Annotated in this window: 14 protein-coding genes; 10 read left to right on the top strand and 4 right to left on the bottom strand. The window is 31.2% G+C overall.

Features of this window, described 5'->3' with window-relative positions; translation table 11 throughout:
• The 7 genes from B3J26_RS10750 to B3J26_RS10720 form a co-directional block, all read left to right on the top strand.
• On the top strand, window positions 1–531 hold a 531-nt coding region (locus B3J26_RS10750; RefSeq protein WP_291074516.1), incomplete at its 5' end, for a DUF5672 family protein.
• 56 nt (window positions 532–587) lie between these two features.
• Complete coding sequence (locus B3J26_RS10745) at window positions 588–1145, top strand: L-threonylcarbamoyladenylate synthase (RefSeq protein WP_291074514.1); 558 nt, start codon at window positions 588–590, stop codon at window positions 1143–1145.
• Window positions 1146–1176: 31 nt separating this feature from the next.
• Window positions 1177–2598 carry a CCA tRNA nucleotidyltransferase gene (locus B3J26_RS10740; RefSeq protein ID WP_114999833.1) on the top strand — a complete coding sequence of 474 codons (1422 nt, stop codon included), beginning with the start codon at window positions 1177–1179 and terminating at the stop codon, window positions 2596–2598.
• A gap of 3 nt (window positions 2599–2601) precedes the next feature.
• Window positions 2602–3114 (top strand): IS1096 element passenger TnpR family protein, encoded by a 513-nt coding sequence (locus B3J26_RS10735; protein ID WP_291060433.1) that lies wholly within the window; start codon window positions 2602–2604, stop codon window positions 3112–3114.
• Between the two features lie 151 nt (window positions 3115–3265).
• The gene (locus B3J26_RS10730) at window positions 3266–9319 is read left to right on the top strand and encodes an alpha-2-macroglobulin family protein (RefSeq protein ID WP_291074512.1); all 6054 of its coding nucleotides are present in this window, start codon (window positions 3266–3268) and stop codon (window positions 9317–9319) included.
• Between the two features lie 303 nt (window positions 9320–9622).
• Window positions 9623–10381: a serine hydrolase domain-containing protein gene (locus B3J26_RS10725; RefSeq protein WP_291074510.1), complete on the top strand. Its 759-nt coding sequence runs from the start codon at window positions 9623–9625 to the stop codon at window positions 10379–10381.
• Entirely contained in the window at window positions 10354–10692 is a 339-nt protein-coding gene (locus B3J26_RS10720; RefSeq protein WP_291074509.1) for a hypothetical protein, read from the top strand. The genes B3J26_RS10725 and B3J26_RS10720 overlap by 28 nt, the downstream gene beginning before the upstream one ends.
• 95 nt (window positions 10693–10787) lie before the next feature.
• Here the strand turns inward: B3J26_RS10720 and B3J26_RS10715 are convergent, their stop codons facing one another.
• Both B3J26_RS10715 and B3J26_RS10710 read right to left on the bottom strand, forming a co-directional pair.
• Window positions 10788–11633 (bottom strand): DUF4197 domain-containing protein, encoded by an 846-nt coding sequence (locus B3J26_RS10715; RefSeq protein ID WP_291074507.1) that lies wholly within the window; start codon window positions 11631–11633, stop codon window positions 10788–10790.
• A 55-nt stretch (window positions 11634–11688) separates the two neighbouring features.
• Complete coding sequence (locus B3J26_RS10710; RefSeq protein ID WP_038333563.1) at window positions 11689–13275, bottom strand: peptide chain release factor 3; 1587 nt, start codon at window positions 13273–13275, stop codon at window positions 11689–11691.
• A gap of 117 nt (window positions 13276–13392) precedes the next feature.
• On the opposite strand from B3J26_RS10710, the gene B3J26_RS10705 reads away from it, so the two are divergent.
• The 3 genes from B3J26_RS10705 to B3J26_RS10695 are packed head-to-tail and all read left to right on the top strand — an operon-like array spanning window position 13393 to window position 18214.
• A complete protein-coding gene (locus tag B3J26_RS10705; protein WP_291074505.1) occupies window positions 13393–16581 on the top strand; it encodes a T9SS type B sorting domain-containing protein in 3189 nt (1062 codons plus the stop codon).
• 17 nt (window positions 16582–16598) lie between these two features.
• A complete protein-coding gene (locus B3J26_RS10700; protein WP_221854572.1) occupies window positions 16599–17558 on the top strand; it encodes a PorP/SprF family type IX secretion system membrane protein in 960 nt (319 codons plus the stop codon).
• Between the two features lie 11 nt (window positions 17559–17569).
• A complete protein-coding gene (locus B3J26_RS10695) occupies window positions 17570–18214 on the top strand; it encodes a hypothetical protein (RefSeq protein WP_280037650.1) in 645 nt (214 codons plus the stop codon).
• Between the two features lie 37 nt (window positions 18215–18251).
• Here B3J26_RS10695 and B3J26_RS10690 read toward each other — a convergent pair whose 3' ends face one another.
• Both B3J26_RS10690 and B3J26_RS10685 read right to left on the bottom strand, forming a co-directional pair.
• Window positions 18252–19193 (bottom strand): PstS family phosphate ABC transporter substrate-binding protein, encoded by a 942-nt coding sequence (locus B3J26_RS10690; RefSeq protein WP_291074502.1) that lies wholly within the window; start codon window positions 19191–19193, stop codon window positions 18252–18254.
• Window positions 19177–19371, bottom strand: a complete 195-nt coding sequence (locus tag B3J26_RS10685) for a hypothetical protein (RefSeq protein ID WP_038333573.1) — start codon at window positions 19369–19371, stop codon at window positions 19177–19179. Before B3J26_RS10685 ends, B3J26_RS10690 begins: the two co-directional genes overlap by 17 nt.
• Window positions 19372–19430 lie beyond the last annotated feature (59 nt).

The following is a 19430-nucleotide window of genomic DNA, read 5'->3' as shown; positions in this document are numbered from 1 at the left end:
ACATTATATTGCTTTTACTGTTATACTTATCAAAAAAATGAAAGTTTAAACAACTTTAATAAATTAATTGAATGGTGCGATAAAGACTATGATTATGTTGGAGCACCATGGATAGGAAGTGAACGTAATTTTATTAATTTAAGTTTTGAAAAAATAAATGGATTTATTCGAAAAATAAAAGGTAAGAATCCAAAGAATATGGAGCGTCTTTTTAAAGTTGGAAATGGAGGATTTTCGCTGAGAAAAGTAGATAGATTTATTCAAATTTCTGAAGAACAATCGAATCAAATAAATTTATTTTTAAAAGAAAAGCCAGACTCTGATTATCATGTAGAAGATGTTTTTTGGTCATTATATGTTCCAAAAATATACAAGGATTATAAAATTCCTGAATGGCAGGAAGCATTAGATTTTTGTATGGATCGTAAGCCAGAAGTAGCATTAAAATTGAATAATAATGTTTTGCCAATGGCTTGTCATCGATTTAATCAACCCAAACAGTATAAATTTTGGAGAAAATATATTAAATAATTCTCATTTCAACTTTCCTACAATACCTTTGCACTCAAATTTATAAAACAAAGAAAATGTCAGATATAAACGAAATTGTAGCCAAACTAAAACAAGGAGAAACAATGCTTTATCCAACTGATACAATTCTTGGACTGGGTTGTGATGCGAAGAATGAGGCCGCAATTGAAAAAATTTATCAGATAAAAAATCGTCCTTCGTCAAAATCGTTGATTATTTTAGTTGATTCTCCACGTATGTTACAAAATATTGTTGAGGTTCCAGAATTAGCTTGGGATTTGATTGATTTGAACGAAAAACCTCTTACAATTATTTATGATAATCCCAAAGGTTTACCGCAATCGTTAGTCGCAGAAGATAATACAATTGCTATTCGATTAACAGACGATTTATTTTGTAAGAAGATCATAGGGAAGTTAGGTGGGCCAATTGTATCTACATCGGCTAATTTATCAGGAGAACCTTCTCCAAAAGTGTTTTCGGAAGTTAATCCTACTATTTTAGAGCGTGTTGACTTTTATCCAGACGAGACAAAAACCTTTGTACCTCAGTTCCCTGCATCAACGATAATTAAATTAGGTCTAGATAACGAAGTAAAAGTTATTAGAGAGTAGTTTTTTATTTCAAAACTTATACTTTTGCAGAATGAAAATCTTAGAAGCCGTATCAAATCCAATTTTTAAAAATGTAGCAGAAGTTGCTGATGAAATCAATCAAGAAACTTATGTAGTTGGTGGATTTGTACGCGATTATTTATTGAATCGTGGTCAGAAAAAAGACATCGATTTTGTAACAGTAGGAAATGGAATTTTATTGGCTAAAGAATTAGCTAATAAATTAGGACATACATCACAAGTTTCAGTTTTTAAACGTTTTGGAACAGCAATGTTCAAATATAAAGACACAGATTTGGAATTTGTAGGTGCACGAAAAGAAAGTTATTCAGAAGATAGTCGAAAACCACATGTAGAAGACGGAACGTTGGAAGATGACCAAAAACGTCGTGATTTTACGATCAATACATTGGCAATTTCGATGAATAAAGAGAATTTTGGTGAATTAATTGATCCTTTTAATGGAGTTGAAGATTTGAATAATAAAATCATCAAAACGCCATTAGAACCGAATGTTACTTATTCTGATGATCCTTTGCGTATGATGCGTGCGATTCGTTTTGCAGCTCAATTGGAGTTTGAAATAGAAAAAAAATCTTTTCAGGCAATAATTGATAATGCTGAACGTATTAATATCGTATCTTTTGAACGCGTAATGGATGAGTTTCAAAAAATTATGATGACGGATAAACCTTCGGTCGGATTATTGTTATTGGAACAATCAGGATTAATGCAACATATTTTACCAGAATTGGTTGCGTTAAAAGGAATCGAAGAGGTTGAAGGTCAAAAACATAAAGATAATTTTTATCATACATTAGAAGTCGTTGATAATATTTCTGTCAACACAGATAATGTTTGGTTGCGCTGGGCGGCGTTGTTGCACGATATTGGAAAAGCTGTAACAAAACGTTTTGATAAAAATGTAGGTTGGACATTTCATTCGCATGAATTTGTTGGATCTAAAATGGTATTAAAATTGTTCAGACGATTAAAACTACCATTAGGACCACAAGTAAAATATGTTCAGAAATTGGTGATGATGAGTTCTCGACCAATTGCAGTTGTAACAGACGATGCTACAGATTCAGCTTTACGCAGATTATTATTTGATGCTGGAGAAGATTTCGACGATTTAATTACGCTTTGTAAAGCTGATATTACAACAAAAAATGAGCGTAAACAGAAACGTTTCAAACAAAATTTTGAAGTTGTAGAACAAAAAATAAAAGATGTTGAAGAACGCGACAGAGTTCGTAATTTTCAACCGCCAATTTCGGGTGAAGAAATCATGAAAATATTTGATATTCAACCAGGAAAAGAAATTGGAATTTTAAAAAATGCCATCAAAGAAGCAATTTTAGAAGGCGAAGTAGAAAATAATTATAATTCTGCATTAGAATTTGTAATTAATATGGGAAAAGATTTAAATTTGGAACCGAAAAATATTTAGAAAGTGATATATAAAATTCGTGTATTCCTTGATGCAAAAGAGGATGTTTTTAGAGACATAGAAATTAAAGAGAAGCAAACATTATTCACATTGTACAAAGGTATTATTAGTGCTTTTAGTTTACAAGGTGAGGAGTTGGCATCATTCTATGAATTAGATGAAGATGGAAACCAAACAAAAGAAATTCCTTTAGAGGATATGTCTGATGATGGAACTGATGAAACAATGGCTGATTTTTATATCAAAGAAGCTTTTGCTAATCAAGGAGATCGTATGGCTTTTGTATATGATTTTATGGAAATGTGGACATTTGTGGCTGAATTAATTTCTGTAGAAGATAAACCAGCTGTTCTTAATTACCCATTAACGGTTTACCGTTTCGGTTCAATGCCTCTTAAAGCGCCTAAAAAAGACATGATGGTTGATTTAGACGACGAAGAAGATATTGATTTTGCAGAAGATGCTGAATTAAATGATTTACAAATCGACGAAGATTTAGACGTAGACGATTTATAAAAACTACAACTAATCAACTTATATATCAAAAAATCTGAATGGTACCATTCAGATTTTTTTTTGTGCTATATATCAACCATTTGATGATTATTTTACTTCCACAACCAACCATTTTTCCGTAACTTGCATCTACTGATAAAAGAAAGAATCTATGAAACAGCTACTGTTTTTATTATTAATTTTAACCAATTCGATGCTTATGGCTCAATCCCCAACGATTGATCAAAAGTGGAAAGAAATTGACCAACAAATGCAAAATGGTCAATTCAAGTCTATCCAACCAAAAATTGATGAACTAAAAGCTTTATCAAAAAAGCAAAATAATCAACAAAGTTATCTGAAAGCTTTATTTTATGAAGCAAAAATAAAAGTCGCAACTTCTGATGAAACAGATGATGTAAACTTCGTTTTTGATTTGTTTAAAAAGGATTTAGATGAAAAATCAATTGTAAATAATGCGATTGTTTATTCATATTTAGCTGAGTTATATCAATTGTATTACAACGAAAATCGTTGGAAAATCAATAGTCGTACAAATGTCGAAAATCAAGCAACAAATGATGTGAGATTTTGGACAGAAGATACTTTTAAGAAAACAATTAATGATTATTTTTCGAAATCAATTCAACCAAAAAATGAATTAATAAATGCAAAATCTCAAGATTATAAAATGATTTTGAATATTGCAAATGATAAGAAAAATGCGCAACAACAATTGGATTTAACGCCAACTTTATATGATGTTTTAGCGAAAAAATATATCAATTATCTGAATGAGAATGATGAAAAAGATAAAGCAAATCAATTGCTTTCTGATTTAGTTGAGATTAATAAACAAAAAAATAACGAAAATGCTGTTTTGTACAATGAATTGATTTTAATTGATTCAAACCGAGGTTCGACTTCGGTTCAAGAAATTATTAAACAAAAAGAATTTTTAGCAACAAAATATCCAAAAGCATGGTATTCGTCTTATGTGTATGCAACTTTAGCGACGGATTATTATGGTTTGCAAGAAGATAAATTGGCGAACGTAAATAAGATTTTTGAACTACAACAAAAAGTTGCGAAGCTTTATCCAAATTCGGAGGAATTAGAGAATATAAATAATTTAGTTTCGAAGATAAAATCGCAAGAATTAAGTGTACAAGCAGAGCGATATATGAACGAAAATCAGAATACACCAATTCAATTAACGCATAAAAATTTGTCGCAAGTTTTTGTGAGAATTTTCGCTTATAATGAAGGTTTTGATGGAAAAGATAAAATACAAGCGTTAAATGTTTACAACGAAAATAGAATTGCAGAAGCGCAAAAATTTCTGAATAGTTTAAAGGTTGTTGATCAATATGCAATTGATGTTAAATCGTTTGAAGATTATCAAAATCATTCGACAATTGTTAAATTAAATCCACTAAAATCTGGTCGTTATATTGTCCTATTTTCGAATAATTCTGAATTCAGAATCAACACAAAAGACGATATTGATTATTTAGATGTAATGGTTTCGAAATATGCGATAAATTCTTTAAATGATAAATTGTCGGTTGTGAATCGTGAAACTGGAAAACCAGAAAGTAATGTTGCGGTTGAGTTTTCTAATTTGACAAATTATAATAAAAAGGAAACAAAAACTTTAACATCGGATAAAGATGGAATAATAACAATTCCTTCGGGCTGGAGAAATCTTCAATATCGTGTGAAAGACGAACATACTATTTATTCAACATATTATTACGATTACGATCGTGATGATGAAGATGATGATTCTTCTGTCAAGATTTTCACAGATCGTGCGATTTATCGTCCTGGACAAACGGTTTATTTCAAAGGAATTTATTATTTATCGAAAGATAAAACTCGAAATATCATTCCAAATTCTAAATTGACGATTGCTTTATATGATGTTAACAATAAAGAGCTTTCTAAAATAGATTTAACAACTAATGAATTTGGATCTGTAAATGGAAGTTTTATTTTGCCAAGTTCTGCTTTAACAGGTAACTTTTCGATCAGAGCTATTAATGAAGACGGTTATTATTCATTCAAAGTGGAAGAATATAAACGTCCAAAATTCAAAGTAGAAATAGAGAAAAATAAAGGTGTTTATAGTTTAAACGACAAGGTAAAAGTAGAAGGAAAGGCGATTGCTTTTTCTGGTGCTAATATCGATAATGCTAAAGTTTCGTATCGTGTTTATCGTCAAGAAATTTTTACATTTTGGCCTTGGTATCGCTCAATTCCAGCAGGTCGTGGAGAACGAGAAGAAATTACGTTTGGAGATACAACAACAGATGCGGAAGGAAAATTTAACTTTGAATTTGTAGCAAAACCAGCTTCGGAGAAAAAGAAAGATGAGGTAAGAACCTACAATTATTTTATTGAAGTAAATGCAACAGATATCAATGGAGAAACGCAGTCTGAGTCTTCTTCGGTAAAAGTTGGTGATACGAGAATGTCGTTGAATGTGGCTGTTTCAGAGAAAACAAAAGCGGACGATTTGAAAGCTTTCAAAGTTGAAGTGAAAAACTTGAATGATGAAAAATTAGATGGAAAAGGACACGTCGAAATTTATTCGTTAAATGCACCAAAAGAAATAGTTCGTCGTCAAAAATTTACAACAGATTATAATATTTATTCGAAAGAAGAATTCAAAAAAATATTTCCGAATGAACCTTATGGTGACGAAATGAATCCAAAAACGTGGACAACAAATCAAAAGGTTTTTGAAAGTGATTTTGATACAAAAATTTCTGATGAAATTAAATTTAATCAAGCTTCAAATTTAGAAGAAGGTTATTATGTTGTAAAAGGTTTTGTGTTAGATGGAACGCAAAAAGTTGAGGTGGATAAATTGGTTTATGTTTCGAATGAAAAGAAAGCAAATGCAATTAAAACACTTTTAGCAGTTTCGCCTAATAAATCGACTTTCAAACCAAAAGATGTTGCAAAAATTGAATTTAAATCAGGTTCAAAAGATACGTATGTATATTATGAAGTGGAGGCAAATCAACTAATCATTGAGAAAGGTTTCTTGGATTTGAGCAAAAAATCTGTAGTCGAAATTCCAATTAAAGAAGAATATCGCGGTAGAATTTATGTGAATTATGCGATGACTAAATTCAATGATGTGCAAACAGGAAGTCTTAATTTGGCAGTTCCGTTTACCAATAAACAACTGAAAGTTTCGGCTGAAGTTTTACGTGATAAATTGACGCCAGGTGCAAAAGAAAAATGGCAGTTAAAAATTGAAGGACCAAATAAAGACAAAGTTTCGGCTGAGGTTTTAGCAAGTATGTACGACGCTTCGTTGGATCAATTTGCGTCGAATTCTTTAGATTTTAATGTCTATAATTTCACAAATTCAAGAAGAAATAATCCATTTAATCTTTATCAATTTTATTCAACAAATCCTTCCCGAGCAATTTATTATCGTACAAATTATGATTTTTATGCAAGAGGATATTCAGGATTAGACCTTAATTTATTTGATTTTGGATTTAACCAATATCGTATGAATCGTATGATGAGAAAATCTGTTGCAGCATCAGCAAAGAAAGAATATGAAGAATATTTAAAAATGCCTGCTGCTGAGGCTGATTTAGAAGGAGTTGATGTGGTATTACAAGGAAAAGTATCAGGTTTAGCTACGAGTTCTTATAATTCTATTCGTGGAGCTTCATCATTACAAGGAAATGAAAATGCACTTTATGTAATAGACGGAGTTGTATATGATAAAATGCCAGAACTTAATCCAGATGACATTCAGTCTATGAATGTACTGAAAGGAGAAGAAGCAACTGCTATTTATGGTTCAAGAGGAGCGAATGGAGTTATAATTATTACGACGAAAAAAGGTGCAAACGCAGCTTTAGACAACGTAAAAGCGCGCACAAATCTTAATGAAACAGCGTTCTTTTATCCAAACTTAAAAACAGATGCAAAAGGAAATGTTATTATAGAATTTACTTCGCCAGAAAGTTTAACAGAGTGGAAATTCATGGCGATTGCGCATACACCAGACCTTAAAACAGGTTATTTAGAACAAAATGTTCGTACACAAAAAGACTTGATGGTTGTACCAAATATGCCAAGATTCTTAAGAGAAGGAGATAAAATTTCGATTTCATCTAAAATCAATAATTTATCAGATAATGTACTGAATGGTTCTGCAAAACTGATGTTGTTTGATGCGTTTACCAATCAACCAATAGATGCACAATTTAAGTTGACAAATGCAGTTCAGAATTTTTCTGTTGCAAGAGGAAATTCAGACCAAGTGACATGGACAATTGATGTTCCGAAAAATGTACAAGCAGTAGTGTATCGTGTGGTGGCTTCGGCTGGAGATTTCTCTGATGGAGAAGAATCGGCTTTACCAATTTTGACAAATCGTATGATGTTGACAGAAACGTTGCCAATTTATGTAAAAGAAGGTCAAAAGAAATCGTTCCAATTCGATAACATGATCAATAATAAATCAACTTCGTTAGATAATTTCAAATTAACATTCGAGATGACAACGGATCCAATTTGGTATGCGATTTTCTCGTTGCCTTATTTGCGCGAATATCCTTACGAATGCGCTGAGCAAGTCTTCTCGCGTTTATATGGAAACATGATTTCGGAGAAAGTGATTAATTCGAATCCAAAAATTAAAGCTGTTTTTGATGATTGGAACAAAAAAGGTGAATTGAAATCAAAATTACAATTGAACCAAGAATTGAAAAATATCATTTTAGAAGAAACACCTTGGGTAAAAAATGCGGAAAGCGAAGAAGAGCAAATGAAACAAATAGCGCTTTTATTCCAATTGAATCAAATGCAAACGGAAATGAAATCGGCTTTCCAAAAATTATCGGATAAACAACAATCAAATGGTGGCTTTGCTTGGTTTGATGGCGGTCGTCCAAACGAATATATTACAACGCATATCGTTTCTGGTTTTGGAAATATGAAGAAAATGGAGGTAAACTTCAAAGCATTTGAAATTGATGTAAATCCGTTAATCAAAAAAGCAATTCAGTATATTGATAACGAGAATTTAAATCGTTTCAAAGAATTCAAGAAAGATCAAAAATCATTCAAGGATGTGGTATATTCAGACGGTTTACATTATTTATATGCGCGTTCGTTTTTCTTAGAAGATTATCCGATGTCGAAAGAATTGGAAGAAATGAAAACAGCGATGTTAAAGAATCTAAATGATACAAAATTAGAGTTGTCGTTGCAACAAAAAGCAATGGCTGCAATTGTGATGAATCGTTTTGGAATGCAGTCTGCTGCTAAGATTGTAGTCAATTCAATCAAAGAAAAAGCAGTAGAATCAGATGAAATGGGTATGTATTGGAAAGAAAATCAACCGGGTTGGTTTTGGTATCAAGCGCCTGTAGAAACGCAAGCTTTTTTGATTGAAGCATTTGATGAAGTTTCGAAAGATGAAAAATCTGTCGAAGAAATGAAAGTTTGGTTATTGAAAAATCGTCAAACAAATCAGTGGAATTCAACAAAAGCAACGACAAAAGCGGTTTATGCTTTAATGAATTTTGGGAAATCTTGGATAGATGCTGATAAAGGAATTGAAGTGAAGGTTGGAAACCAGAAATTTGATTTAGATAAAAATTTGCAAGCTGGTTCGGGTTATGTAAAAACTTCTTGGAACAAAGAAGAAATCAAACCAGATATGGGTAAAGTTGAAGTTTCAAAAACTTCTCCTGGTGTTGCTTGGGGAGCGATGTATTGGCAATATTTTGAAGATTTAGATAAAATAAAATCAGCTGAAACAGGAATTAAATTCAACAAGAAATTATTTGTTAAATCGAATTCTGCAAATGGTCCAATTCTGAAAGAAATTACAACGTCAACACCGATAAAAGTTGGTGATATTGTAACTGTTCGATTAGAGATTTCTGTTGATCGTAACATGCAATTTGTACATATTAAAGATATGCGAGCAAGTGGTTTCGAGCCTGTGAATGTACTTTCTGGTTACAAATGGAAAGGAGAATTTGGCTATTACGAAAGTACGCGCGATGCTGCAACGAATTTCTTTTCGGATTACATGAGAAAAGGAACATATGTTTTCGAATATGATTTGAAAGCGAATAATGCAGGTAATTTCTCGAACGGAATTACATCGATGCAAAATATGTATGCACCAGAATTGAGTGCGCAAAGCGAAGGAATTCGTGTTGAGATTAAATAATCAATTCAAATTAATAAATCTTAAAAGAGCTGAGGTTATTCTCAGCTCTTTTTTTTTGTTGTCTTGAATTCGTTTAAGGGTCTCATTACGTAAAACGTATCACGTTTAATTAACCGCAAAGAATAAAAGAGTGTTCGTATAGTTTAAAAAGTAATTAGCCTTGTCAAGGTTTTAAACCTTGACAAGGCTCGAGTTTCTGCTCTAGTGACAAAAAATTAAAAGCCTATTGCGTAAAGCTTAAAACGTTCAGTGTATCACGTATAATTTAAGATTTTATTTATCTTTAAAATCAAATAACATGAAATGAAGAAAAGACTTCTACTCAATATTGTACTCATTCCTTTTATCGGATTTGCGCAACTGCAAACCATTTTTCAATCTAAAATAGATTCGATTTACGAGAAGAATAAAAACGCTGTCGGAATTATTGTTCATGTTGAAGCACCAAAACAAAACATTTCGTGGAGTTATGCAAAAGGAGTTTCGGATATCAAAACGAATGAAGTTTTAAATTATCAACAACCAGTTTTAATCGCAAGTAATACCAAACCTTATGTGGCTGCTGCAATTTTGAGATTAGTAGAAAAAGGTCAAGTTATAATCAATCAACCAATCAAGAATTTATTGTCTAAGAAGACTCGTCAATTGTTCGAAAAAGATGGTTATGATTTGAATACGATAACAGTCAAACATTTGTTGTCGCACACTTCTGGAATACAAGATTATGTCGATGATGCGTATTTTGAATTAGTTAATCAGCGACCGCAATATAAATGGACGAAGGAGGAACAAATAAAACGAGCAATGGAAATCGGAAGTCCACAAAAAGTAGGAGAAAAGTTTAGTTACGGTGATATCAATTATTTGCTTTTAGCAGAAATTATTGAACAAAAAAAGCGTCAACCTTTTTATACAATAATTCGAGATTTGTTAAAGTACAAAGAATTAAGTTTGACACAAAAGTGGTTTATCGATTTGGAGAAATATCCTTCGAAAGCGCTTCCGCTTGCGCACCAATATGCAGATAAATATAATTGGGATTCTGGGATTCGTATGATTTGAATCCATCTTGGGATTTGTACGGAGGTGGTGGGATAGCTTCTACAGCCAAAGAATCGGCTTTATTTTTTCAGTATTTGTTTGAAGGAAAAATTATTCAGAATAAACAAATTTTAGGTTTGATGTCGACGTATGTTTTGCCTTCGGATCAATCTAAATATTGTTTAGGTATTTATCACTTTGATCTAGGTTTTAACGCCTATTATCATGGTGGTTGGTGGGGAACAGATGTTATTTATTGCCAGAAACTAATGCAACAATTACAGTTTTTACTTTGCAAAAAGGCTTTCAGCATATCATCAATCCTTTTATAGGAAAAGAATTTCAGAAGTTGTTGAATGAAGTAGAGTTAATCAAAAAGACTCGCTACAAATCGTAGCGAGTCTTTTTGATTAAATATAAGTGTATCTTACTTCTTACTATCCTGTGCTCCAAAAACCTGCTGTAACAATGATGTTGTACGCAATGCTTTATTTCCACGAATTCCTTCTTCTTTTTCTGCAACCATGTTAAACACACCATTTATTGTTTGTTGTGTTACATAAGCATTCAGATTTGGATCAATTTGGTTACCAGTTAACGTATTGTATTTTGTAATCAAATTATTCCAAACTTTATCCGCACCAACTTTTCCCAAAGAAGCTTCCACTTTTGGTTGAAAAGCCTTTGTTAAATCAGATGTTGTTTTTAGTTTTAAATAATTTGTAGCCGAATTATTTCCTCCTACTAGAATATCTTTCGCATCTGTAATGGTCATCGATGTTACTGCATTTACAAAAATAGGAGCAGCTTCAGAAACAGCATCTTCAGCAGCAGAATTTAATAATTTGATTCCTTTATCTGCCAAAGTTCCCATTCCCAAAGAACGTAAAGTTTTTTCTACATTTTGTAATTCTTCTGGCATCAAGATTTTCGCAACTGAATTATTGTAAAAACCATTTTTTTGACCCAATGTTTTTATTCCGTCCGTTAATCCTAATGACAAAGCTTCTTTTAATCCAGAGGCAACAGTTGCGTTAGATAAACCATTTAACTTTGTTAAGGATTCGGCAGAAATTGTTTTAGTATCAGTTGAACCATTTACAACTTTTATAGAGTCAACTTTTACAGTTGAGGTATTTTCTTTTGATGTAGTTTGAGCGTTAGCTTTTTCGAATTCTTTCTTTAAAGTTCCAAAAATTGATTTCAAATCTTGTGCTTTTGCATTAACGGCAAACGCTGAAATCAATGTTAAACTTAATATGATCTTTTTCATTTAGATTTTTTCTAAAAAATATTTCAGTTGGTTAATTCAATTATCTGACCAAAATTTAAAACTCACTTACAAAATGTAATTTCACTGAAGGAAATTTATCTTGCGTCATTTGAATTGTAAAAGCAGAATCTGCTAAAAATACCAATTGATTAAATTTATCTCTCGCTAAGTAACGTTGTTTAACACGTTTGAATTCTAAGAATTCTTCTGATTTTTCATCTTCAACTTCTACCCAACACGCTTTGTGAACAGAGAAAGGTTCGTACGTTGCTTTTGCACCATATTCGTGCTCCAAACGATATTGGATAACCTCATATTGCAGTGCACCAACGGTTCCGATAACTTTACGATTATTCATTTCTAATGTAAATAACTGCGCAACACCTTCGTCCATTAATTGATCAATTCCTTTTTCCAATTGTTTTGCTTTCATTGGATCAGCATTGTTGATGTAACGGAAATGTTCTGGGGAGAAAGCTGGAATTCCTTTGAAAGAAAATTTTTCACCTTCTGTCAACGTATCACCAATTCTAAAGTTTCCTGTATCGTGTAAACCAACGATATCACCCGCAAACGATTCATCAACCACTTCTTTTTTATCAGCAAAGAAAGCATTTGGCGCAGCGAATTTCATGTTTTTACCTTGGCGAACGTGGAAATAGTTGGTATTACGTTCAAATTTACCAGAAACGATTTTGATAAAGGCTAAACGGTCGCGGTGTTTCGGATCCATATTCGCATGAATTTTGAACACGAAGCCAGAAAATTTATTTTCATAAGGTTCGACAATTCTCAAATCTGTTTCTTTAGATTGTGGAGTTGGTGCAATATCAACGAAAGCGTCTAACAATTCGCGAACACCAAAATTATTAAGAGCAGAACCGAAAAATACAGGTTGTAAATTTCCGTCCATATATTCTTGCATATCAAATTCTGGATAAACTCCGTCAATTAAATCAATCTCATTACGAAGATTTTCGGCGTAAGTTGTTCCAATTAATGTGTCTAAATCTGGACTTGATAAATCCTCAACTTTCGTTGTTTCAGAAATTTTTTGTTTATTATCTCCAGAAAAAATATTGATGTTTTTCTCCCAAATATTATAAATTCCTTTGAAAGTTGCTCCAATACCAATCGGCCAAGAAAGTGGTGTAACTTGTAAGTCTAGTTTTTGTTCTACTTCGTCCATTAAATCAAACGCATCTTTTCCTTCGCGGTCCATTTTGTTAATGAAAACCAACATCGGAATTTTGCGCATACGACAAACTTCTACCAATTTGATTGTTTGTTCCTCAACCCCTTTTGCAACGTCGATTACCACAATCGCAGAATCTACGGCAGTTAGTGTACGGAAAGTGTCTTCGGCGAAATCCTTGTGACCAGGCGTATCTAAGATATTAATCTTTTTTCCTTTATATTCGAATGCTAAAACTGAAGTAGCAACCGAAATACCACGTTGGCGTTCAATTTCCATAAAATCGGAAGTTGCTCCTTTTTTAATTTTGTTACTTTTTACGGCACCAGCTTCTTGAATTGCGCCTCCAAAAAGTAATAACTTCTCTGTTAAAGTTGTTTTACCAGCATCGGGATGGGCGATAATTCCAAAGGTTTTTCTTTTATTTATTTCTTGTTCTAAAGACATCTTAATCAAATTTTCAGGTTGCAAAGATAGTTTATCTCACGAAAATTAGAAACATTATGGTTGATAGAATATTCTAAAGTAAATTGCGTTATTCTAAAAATAGTTGACGAAAGACGTATGAAAAAGATATTTTACTTTTTATTGTTGATGATTAGTGGGATTGTTTGGGGGCAGATAAGTGAATTTAATAATCTATGTACAAACAATTCTAACTTAAGTTTATCTACAGCTTATCAGAATATTGAATTTAAAACAGCCATAAAAGATAATAGTAATGGCGTTTCGTGTAGAAATGATGAAAATGATAAATACAAAAGTATAAATTATTATAAAGTAGTTTCAGGAGGTAGTTTTGAGTTTAAATATAATTTTACAGCAATCAATCCTGTTAATTTTCAAGTTTGGATTTTATCAGAAAATGAATTGAATAATTTTTTCTTTAATAATAAAACACGTTATAATTCTGTAAGAAGTTCTTTTAGTGATAAAAGTAATGATAGAGGATTGTTTAGTTCTGAAACTGATGAATGTGAATATTATGATAATATTAGAGGAAATGATGCTGATGGTGAATTAAAACCAATCGATGTAGTTGCTGGACAATATATTGTAATAGGATTTGTAAGTCGTGATTCTAATGCAAAAATTAGTTTTGTTACACCAGGAGGAACAGCAATTGTTTGTGAGCCAGAGCCTGTTGGTGGAAATACAGAATTGTCAGGTAAATGTTTTAGTGAAGTTTATACCATTTCAGAAGTTAAAGATAAAGTCAAATCACAAATTTCAGTAGATCATTCACAAATAGTTGATGTAAATAAAATAAAAATATTTAATTCAGTTACTTCTACAGATGAAATTACAACTGATATTAATTCTTCTATAGGATTAGGGCATACTTATATAGCCAAAGTCTATGATAATAGAAATGTAGAGATTTATAGATACACAGTTACTATTAATTTTAAAGCAGGATATAATTTCTATTTTACGGATTATACGTATGAAGTTTGTGGGAAAAATTATGTTGTTAATTATAAAGATATTATCGAGAAACACGTGACGGATTATACAGATGTGAATAATTTTAGAATTAATTATGTTGAATATGGAGGTGTAAGATATTCTGATGGTCAAACAATAAACTTTAGTGATGATCTTGTGAGAATGAATGTTTCTATCACTTATATAGGGACTGATTTATGTGAGAGTACAGATGATTTTCAAATCGATATTCGAGATGTCAAACATTATAATTTATATACACCAGAAATAATTACAACATGCAATTCTAAATTCACTATTAATAAATTTGATTTAAGAATTAAAACTCAGGTTATTAATGATGAAGATTACGATTTAAAATTTTATTTATCTGATGGAACAGAAGTTTATGAGAATAATGAAATAGATATAATTTCAGGTCAATTAAACTTAACATATCAAGCAGTTCATTATAGAACGGGATGTTTGGGTGAGAAAGGCACATTAATAATCAAACAAACCTCAAAAGCAAATATTCTTCCAGCAGAAATAAAAGATATTTGTTTAGCAGATTTTACACAAATCCATGTAGATAATACAATTGATAGAATTCAAAATGGTAACAACTATAACCTAAAGTATTATCAAGAAGATAGTTTAGTTGAAATTACAGATTTATTTACATATATCAAAACAACTAAAAATGGAAAAATCATTGTAAAAGCTTTGGCAGCTGATAATGGAAATACAATTTGTGATACAGTTGTAGAATTAACATTTAATTTAGACGAATCTAATTTCGACAAGATTGATAATATTCCAACACTTAATTCTACTTGTTCAGAAGTTGGTTTGGGATATACTTTTACGATTGTCAAAATCGAAACTTATTTAAAATCAAAACTTGGTAGAACGGATATTACGTTTAATGGAATTTCAGATGAAACGCTTTCTGATAATCAATCTAAAACAATTCGATTTAAAGTCAAAATAAACGGAGAAAACTGTTTTTCAGAAGAAATGTCGCTAAAATTACAAGTGATTACGAAACCAAATGTAACAGATACTACACAAGAATTAACGGCAGATTGTGATGATAAAATTACAATAGACGATCAAGTATTAAGTAATTTGTTTGGAGCAAATTCTATCATAGATTATGACTCCGAAATTTTGCATAATAATTCAACGCCATTAATTTTTGTAGGTGGAAAAGCAACGATTAAAGTTCGTTTTAAAAATAAATTAGACAATTCGTGTTTTGTTGAAAAAGAAATTATTATCAATGAAAAACAAGATTTAATTGTTGATGTTCTTGCTGTAGAAATGCATACACAAGATCATGAAATCATTTATTGTGAAGATAATCCTACTACTGCAAAAAATCAAATTCAATCTGTTTTAGATTATATCAAATTAAACTATCCAACTTTAGTTACGCAATCTTCTGTTGACGAAATTTATGCAAAATTTACGTCTAATAACGATTTTGTTGAGGTTGTTTTTAATGATCCAAATTATTGTGGTATTGCAACGATTAAGTTTTATTACAAAATAAATACTTTGCCAACAATAACAGTTTTTCCAACTGGAGAAGTTTGTTCAGGAGACTTGTACAATTTAGATTTTACAACTCAAACAGATTACGATAAGTATTATTATGAGGTAGAAAAAGAAGATGGAACTAGAATTTTAGGAACATATATTTTTGAGCTTGATGCAGGTAATTATAAAATTACAATTGAAGATAAATTATCGGGTTGTTCTATTGTTAAAACGTTAGTTGTTTCTCTTTCAGTATTGCCTACAATTGATAAAATTACAATCAACGAAAAAAGTATAATTGTTTCTGCAAAAGGAAATGGAAAGTTAGAATATGCGTTGTTTGATTCTGATGGAAAAGTAATTGTAGATTGGCAAACAAAGAATGAATTAATTATTCCAGATAATATCAAAAATAATAATTTTACAGTAAGAGTAAGATTGAATAATTGTGGAGTTTCGGAGCGTAAAAATGTTATTTACCTTGCTTTACCAAATGTTGTAACACCAAATAATGATGGTTTTAATGATATTTGGCAACCAATGACAAAAGATGGTAAAGTTACCGATACATCAAATTCGTACAAATTGATTATTTTTGACCGTTACGGAAAACAGATATTGACACAAGAAGGAACAGATATTATAAAATGGGACGGAACGCTAAATGGTAAACCTGTTGCAGATGGGACATATTGGTATTTGTTAGAATTCTCGAAGCAATCAGATGATTTGCAAGTTTTATATTCTGGAAGTATATTAGTAAAACGTAAAATCAAATAATTGATTGAAAAATATTTATGAAAAAAATAACACTATTCATATTAACACTATTTTCACTTTCGAAAATAGAAGCACAACAAGGGTTACCGTTTTACAATCATTATTTGGTGAGCGATAAAATGTTAATCAATCCATCGTACGCAGGACAAGACCCGAATGTGATTTCTATAACAGGAACGCATCGCAATCAGTGGGACGATTTACCTGAAAGTCCAAGTACACAAACGGTAAGTGCTCACGGAATTATTGTAGATCGTTTGGCGTTGGGAATGCAATTTTTCAACGATAGAAATGGGGCAGTTAAAATGACTGGTTTCGGAATTAATGCAGCATATCACATTCCTATTGATGATAGAAGTTATGATGGAGACGAAATCAATGTTTTCTCTTTCGGTGTTGGTGCTTCTAATGTTTCGCAACGTTTTGATTATTCAAAAATTATCGCAGAAGATCCGAATGACCCTGCTTTACAAGAAGATAAATATTCTACATATTTTGCGAATTTGGGATTATCTTTCAAATATGCTGGTTTCTCCGCTGGAGTGTCGGTTTTGGATATTCCGTTAAGCCAAAATGTGTATTATGTGAACAATGTAGAGCCTTTGCCAACGTGGTATTATTTCAATGTTGGATATAAATGGAACGTTTCCGAAGGAATTGCGTTAGAACCTTCTTTGGTGTATAATTTGAACTCGAATTCGGAGCGTCATTTGGATATAAACTTGATGTCGCATATTGGTTTTGGAGACAATAATCAAGGCGTTGATATTGGAGTAGGGTACAAGCAAGGAATGGATTCTAAAAATAGCAATCCGTTGTTTGTTTCACCAATCCTAAAGTTTAAAGTTGGTTCTTTAAAAGCTGGAATTTCCTACGATATTGGTTTATCAGATTATCAAGTTGATGGTCGCAAGAACGGAATGTTATTTAGTTTAGGTTTCGATTTGCAAAACCCTTGGGGAGCAAGATTTGATTAATATTATGAATAATGAATAAAATTTTACTTTTAGTCCTATTTATTGTTGGTTGTTCATCTTTTAGTTTTTGTAAGTCAAGTCCAGAAACTAATTTTTGGAATTGGTTTAAAAAAAATGAAAAATACATTTATGATAATATAGATAGCAAAGAATTACAATTAGAATTGTATGATAAGATTAGAAATGAATTAGTAAAGGTTGATTCAAATTTAGCTTTTAATTCAAGTCCAATATTAGAAAATGGGAAAAGAGAATTTACGATTTCGGCTGATGGTTTAAAAGAGAGTTTTGTATCAGTTGAAAAACTAGTTAAACAATCTCCGAAATTCAAAAATTGGAATATTATTGCTTTTCGCCAAAGAATTGGTAATGATAATTTAGGAATTCGTTACAATGATTATGAAATATCTTATGATGATTTGTATTATAAATCGTCTATAAATGAAGGTTTATATGGAATAGATTTATACATCAAGAATTTTGATGGTAGTGGACAAATGCAAAATACAATTTATATTTTACTTGATGCTTTGTTAGGAGAATATGACACAACAATGCGTATAGATTGGATTGAATGGTATAGTTTGAATGAAGAAAATCTGTCTAATTTCAAACATATAATAGAATTAAGAAAAGAGATAGATAATAGAAAATAACCAAAAAAAACCTTCCATTTCGGAAGGTTTTCTGTTTTTATTGTAAGGGTTGTTCTAGATTATTAATTTGAACTTCACGTTTATAAATATAATAAGGTTGAAGACTTTCGCGTGTTACAATTTTTTGTCCACGTTGCGAACCTGCAAACCTTGTGAAACCAGCTCCAATTCCGAAACCAACTTCATTTTTCAAAATATAAATTTGACGATAAAAAGGATAAACACCATATTTCAAATTCGGAATAGTTGGCAATGCTAAATTTCCTTTATCATCTGCAATTGATAATATTTTTACCTTTTTAAGATATTCTTCAACTTTTGGATTTCCTTTGTCACTCAAAATATTTAATCCAATAATTCCGATTGCAGTTTTATCTTTTTGCACAAAGTCAATCACTTTTTCAGCATCACCCATCGCTGTTACTTTCGCTCCATTTTCTACAGATAATTTTAGTTTATCATTTATTGTATTGAAATTCGCTGAGTTTGGATGATCGTAAACAAACGTTATTTTCGGATCTTTTTTGTATAAATTGTCCTTAATATTATTTACCGTAATAGAATTGATTGGATTATCAACAGAAGTAATAAAAACTGTAGCGTCCAAAGCAATTACAGACGAAATATATTTGGTTGTTGTTTTGTTGAATAAATGTTGTTGTTGTGCTTTTGTAAGCGGTTTACTTACCATTAACAGAGGGATTTTACCTTCGTAAAAATCTTTGATTGCTTTTTCTTCAATTTCTTCGTTAATCGTAATTTTCACATCTGGATAATCAACCATGTACATATCTGCCAACGACTGCGCTAAATTTTTAAAACTTGGATCTACCGTCATTGCCAAATCTCCATATTCGTGCAAAGCGCGCTTTACAGCAGTTTTTTGTTCTGCTTTTGTTGGTTTTTCCTTGTCTTTACAACTAAAAGTAAAAAAAATAAGAAAGGCCGAAAGTGAAAGTAAACTAATTTTCTTGATCATTTTTATAAGATTTTATACCGCGATAAACACGAAAAGCGCCATAAACAATAAATAAAATACCCAATAACATCGCTTTTGTTTCATCTAATTTGATGATGAAAAACTGATATTTCCAAGTAAAAATTCCGATCAAAAAATAACCGAAACCAATCAATCCGTAAACAATATTCTTATTCATAATTCGCGACGAAGTTACAATTTTATTGTGTTAAGATTGACTTAAAACTTAAATTTTAT

Origin of the sequence: Empedobacter sp. UBA5987 (assembly GCF_002429865.1) — a bacterium.
GTDB lineage: Bacteria > Bacteroidota > Bacteroidia > Flavobacteriales > Weeksellaceae > Empedobacter > Empedobacter falsenii_B.
The sequence above is the reverse complement of the archived record's forward strand: the minus strand, read 5'-3'. Positions and strand labels throughout refer to the sequence as shown.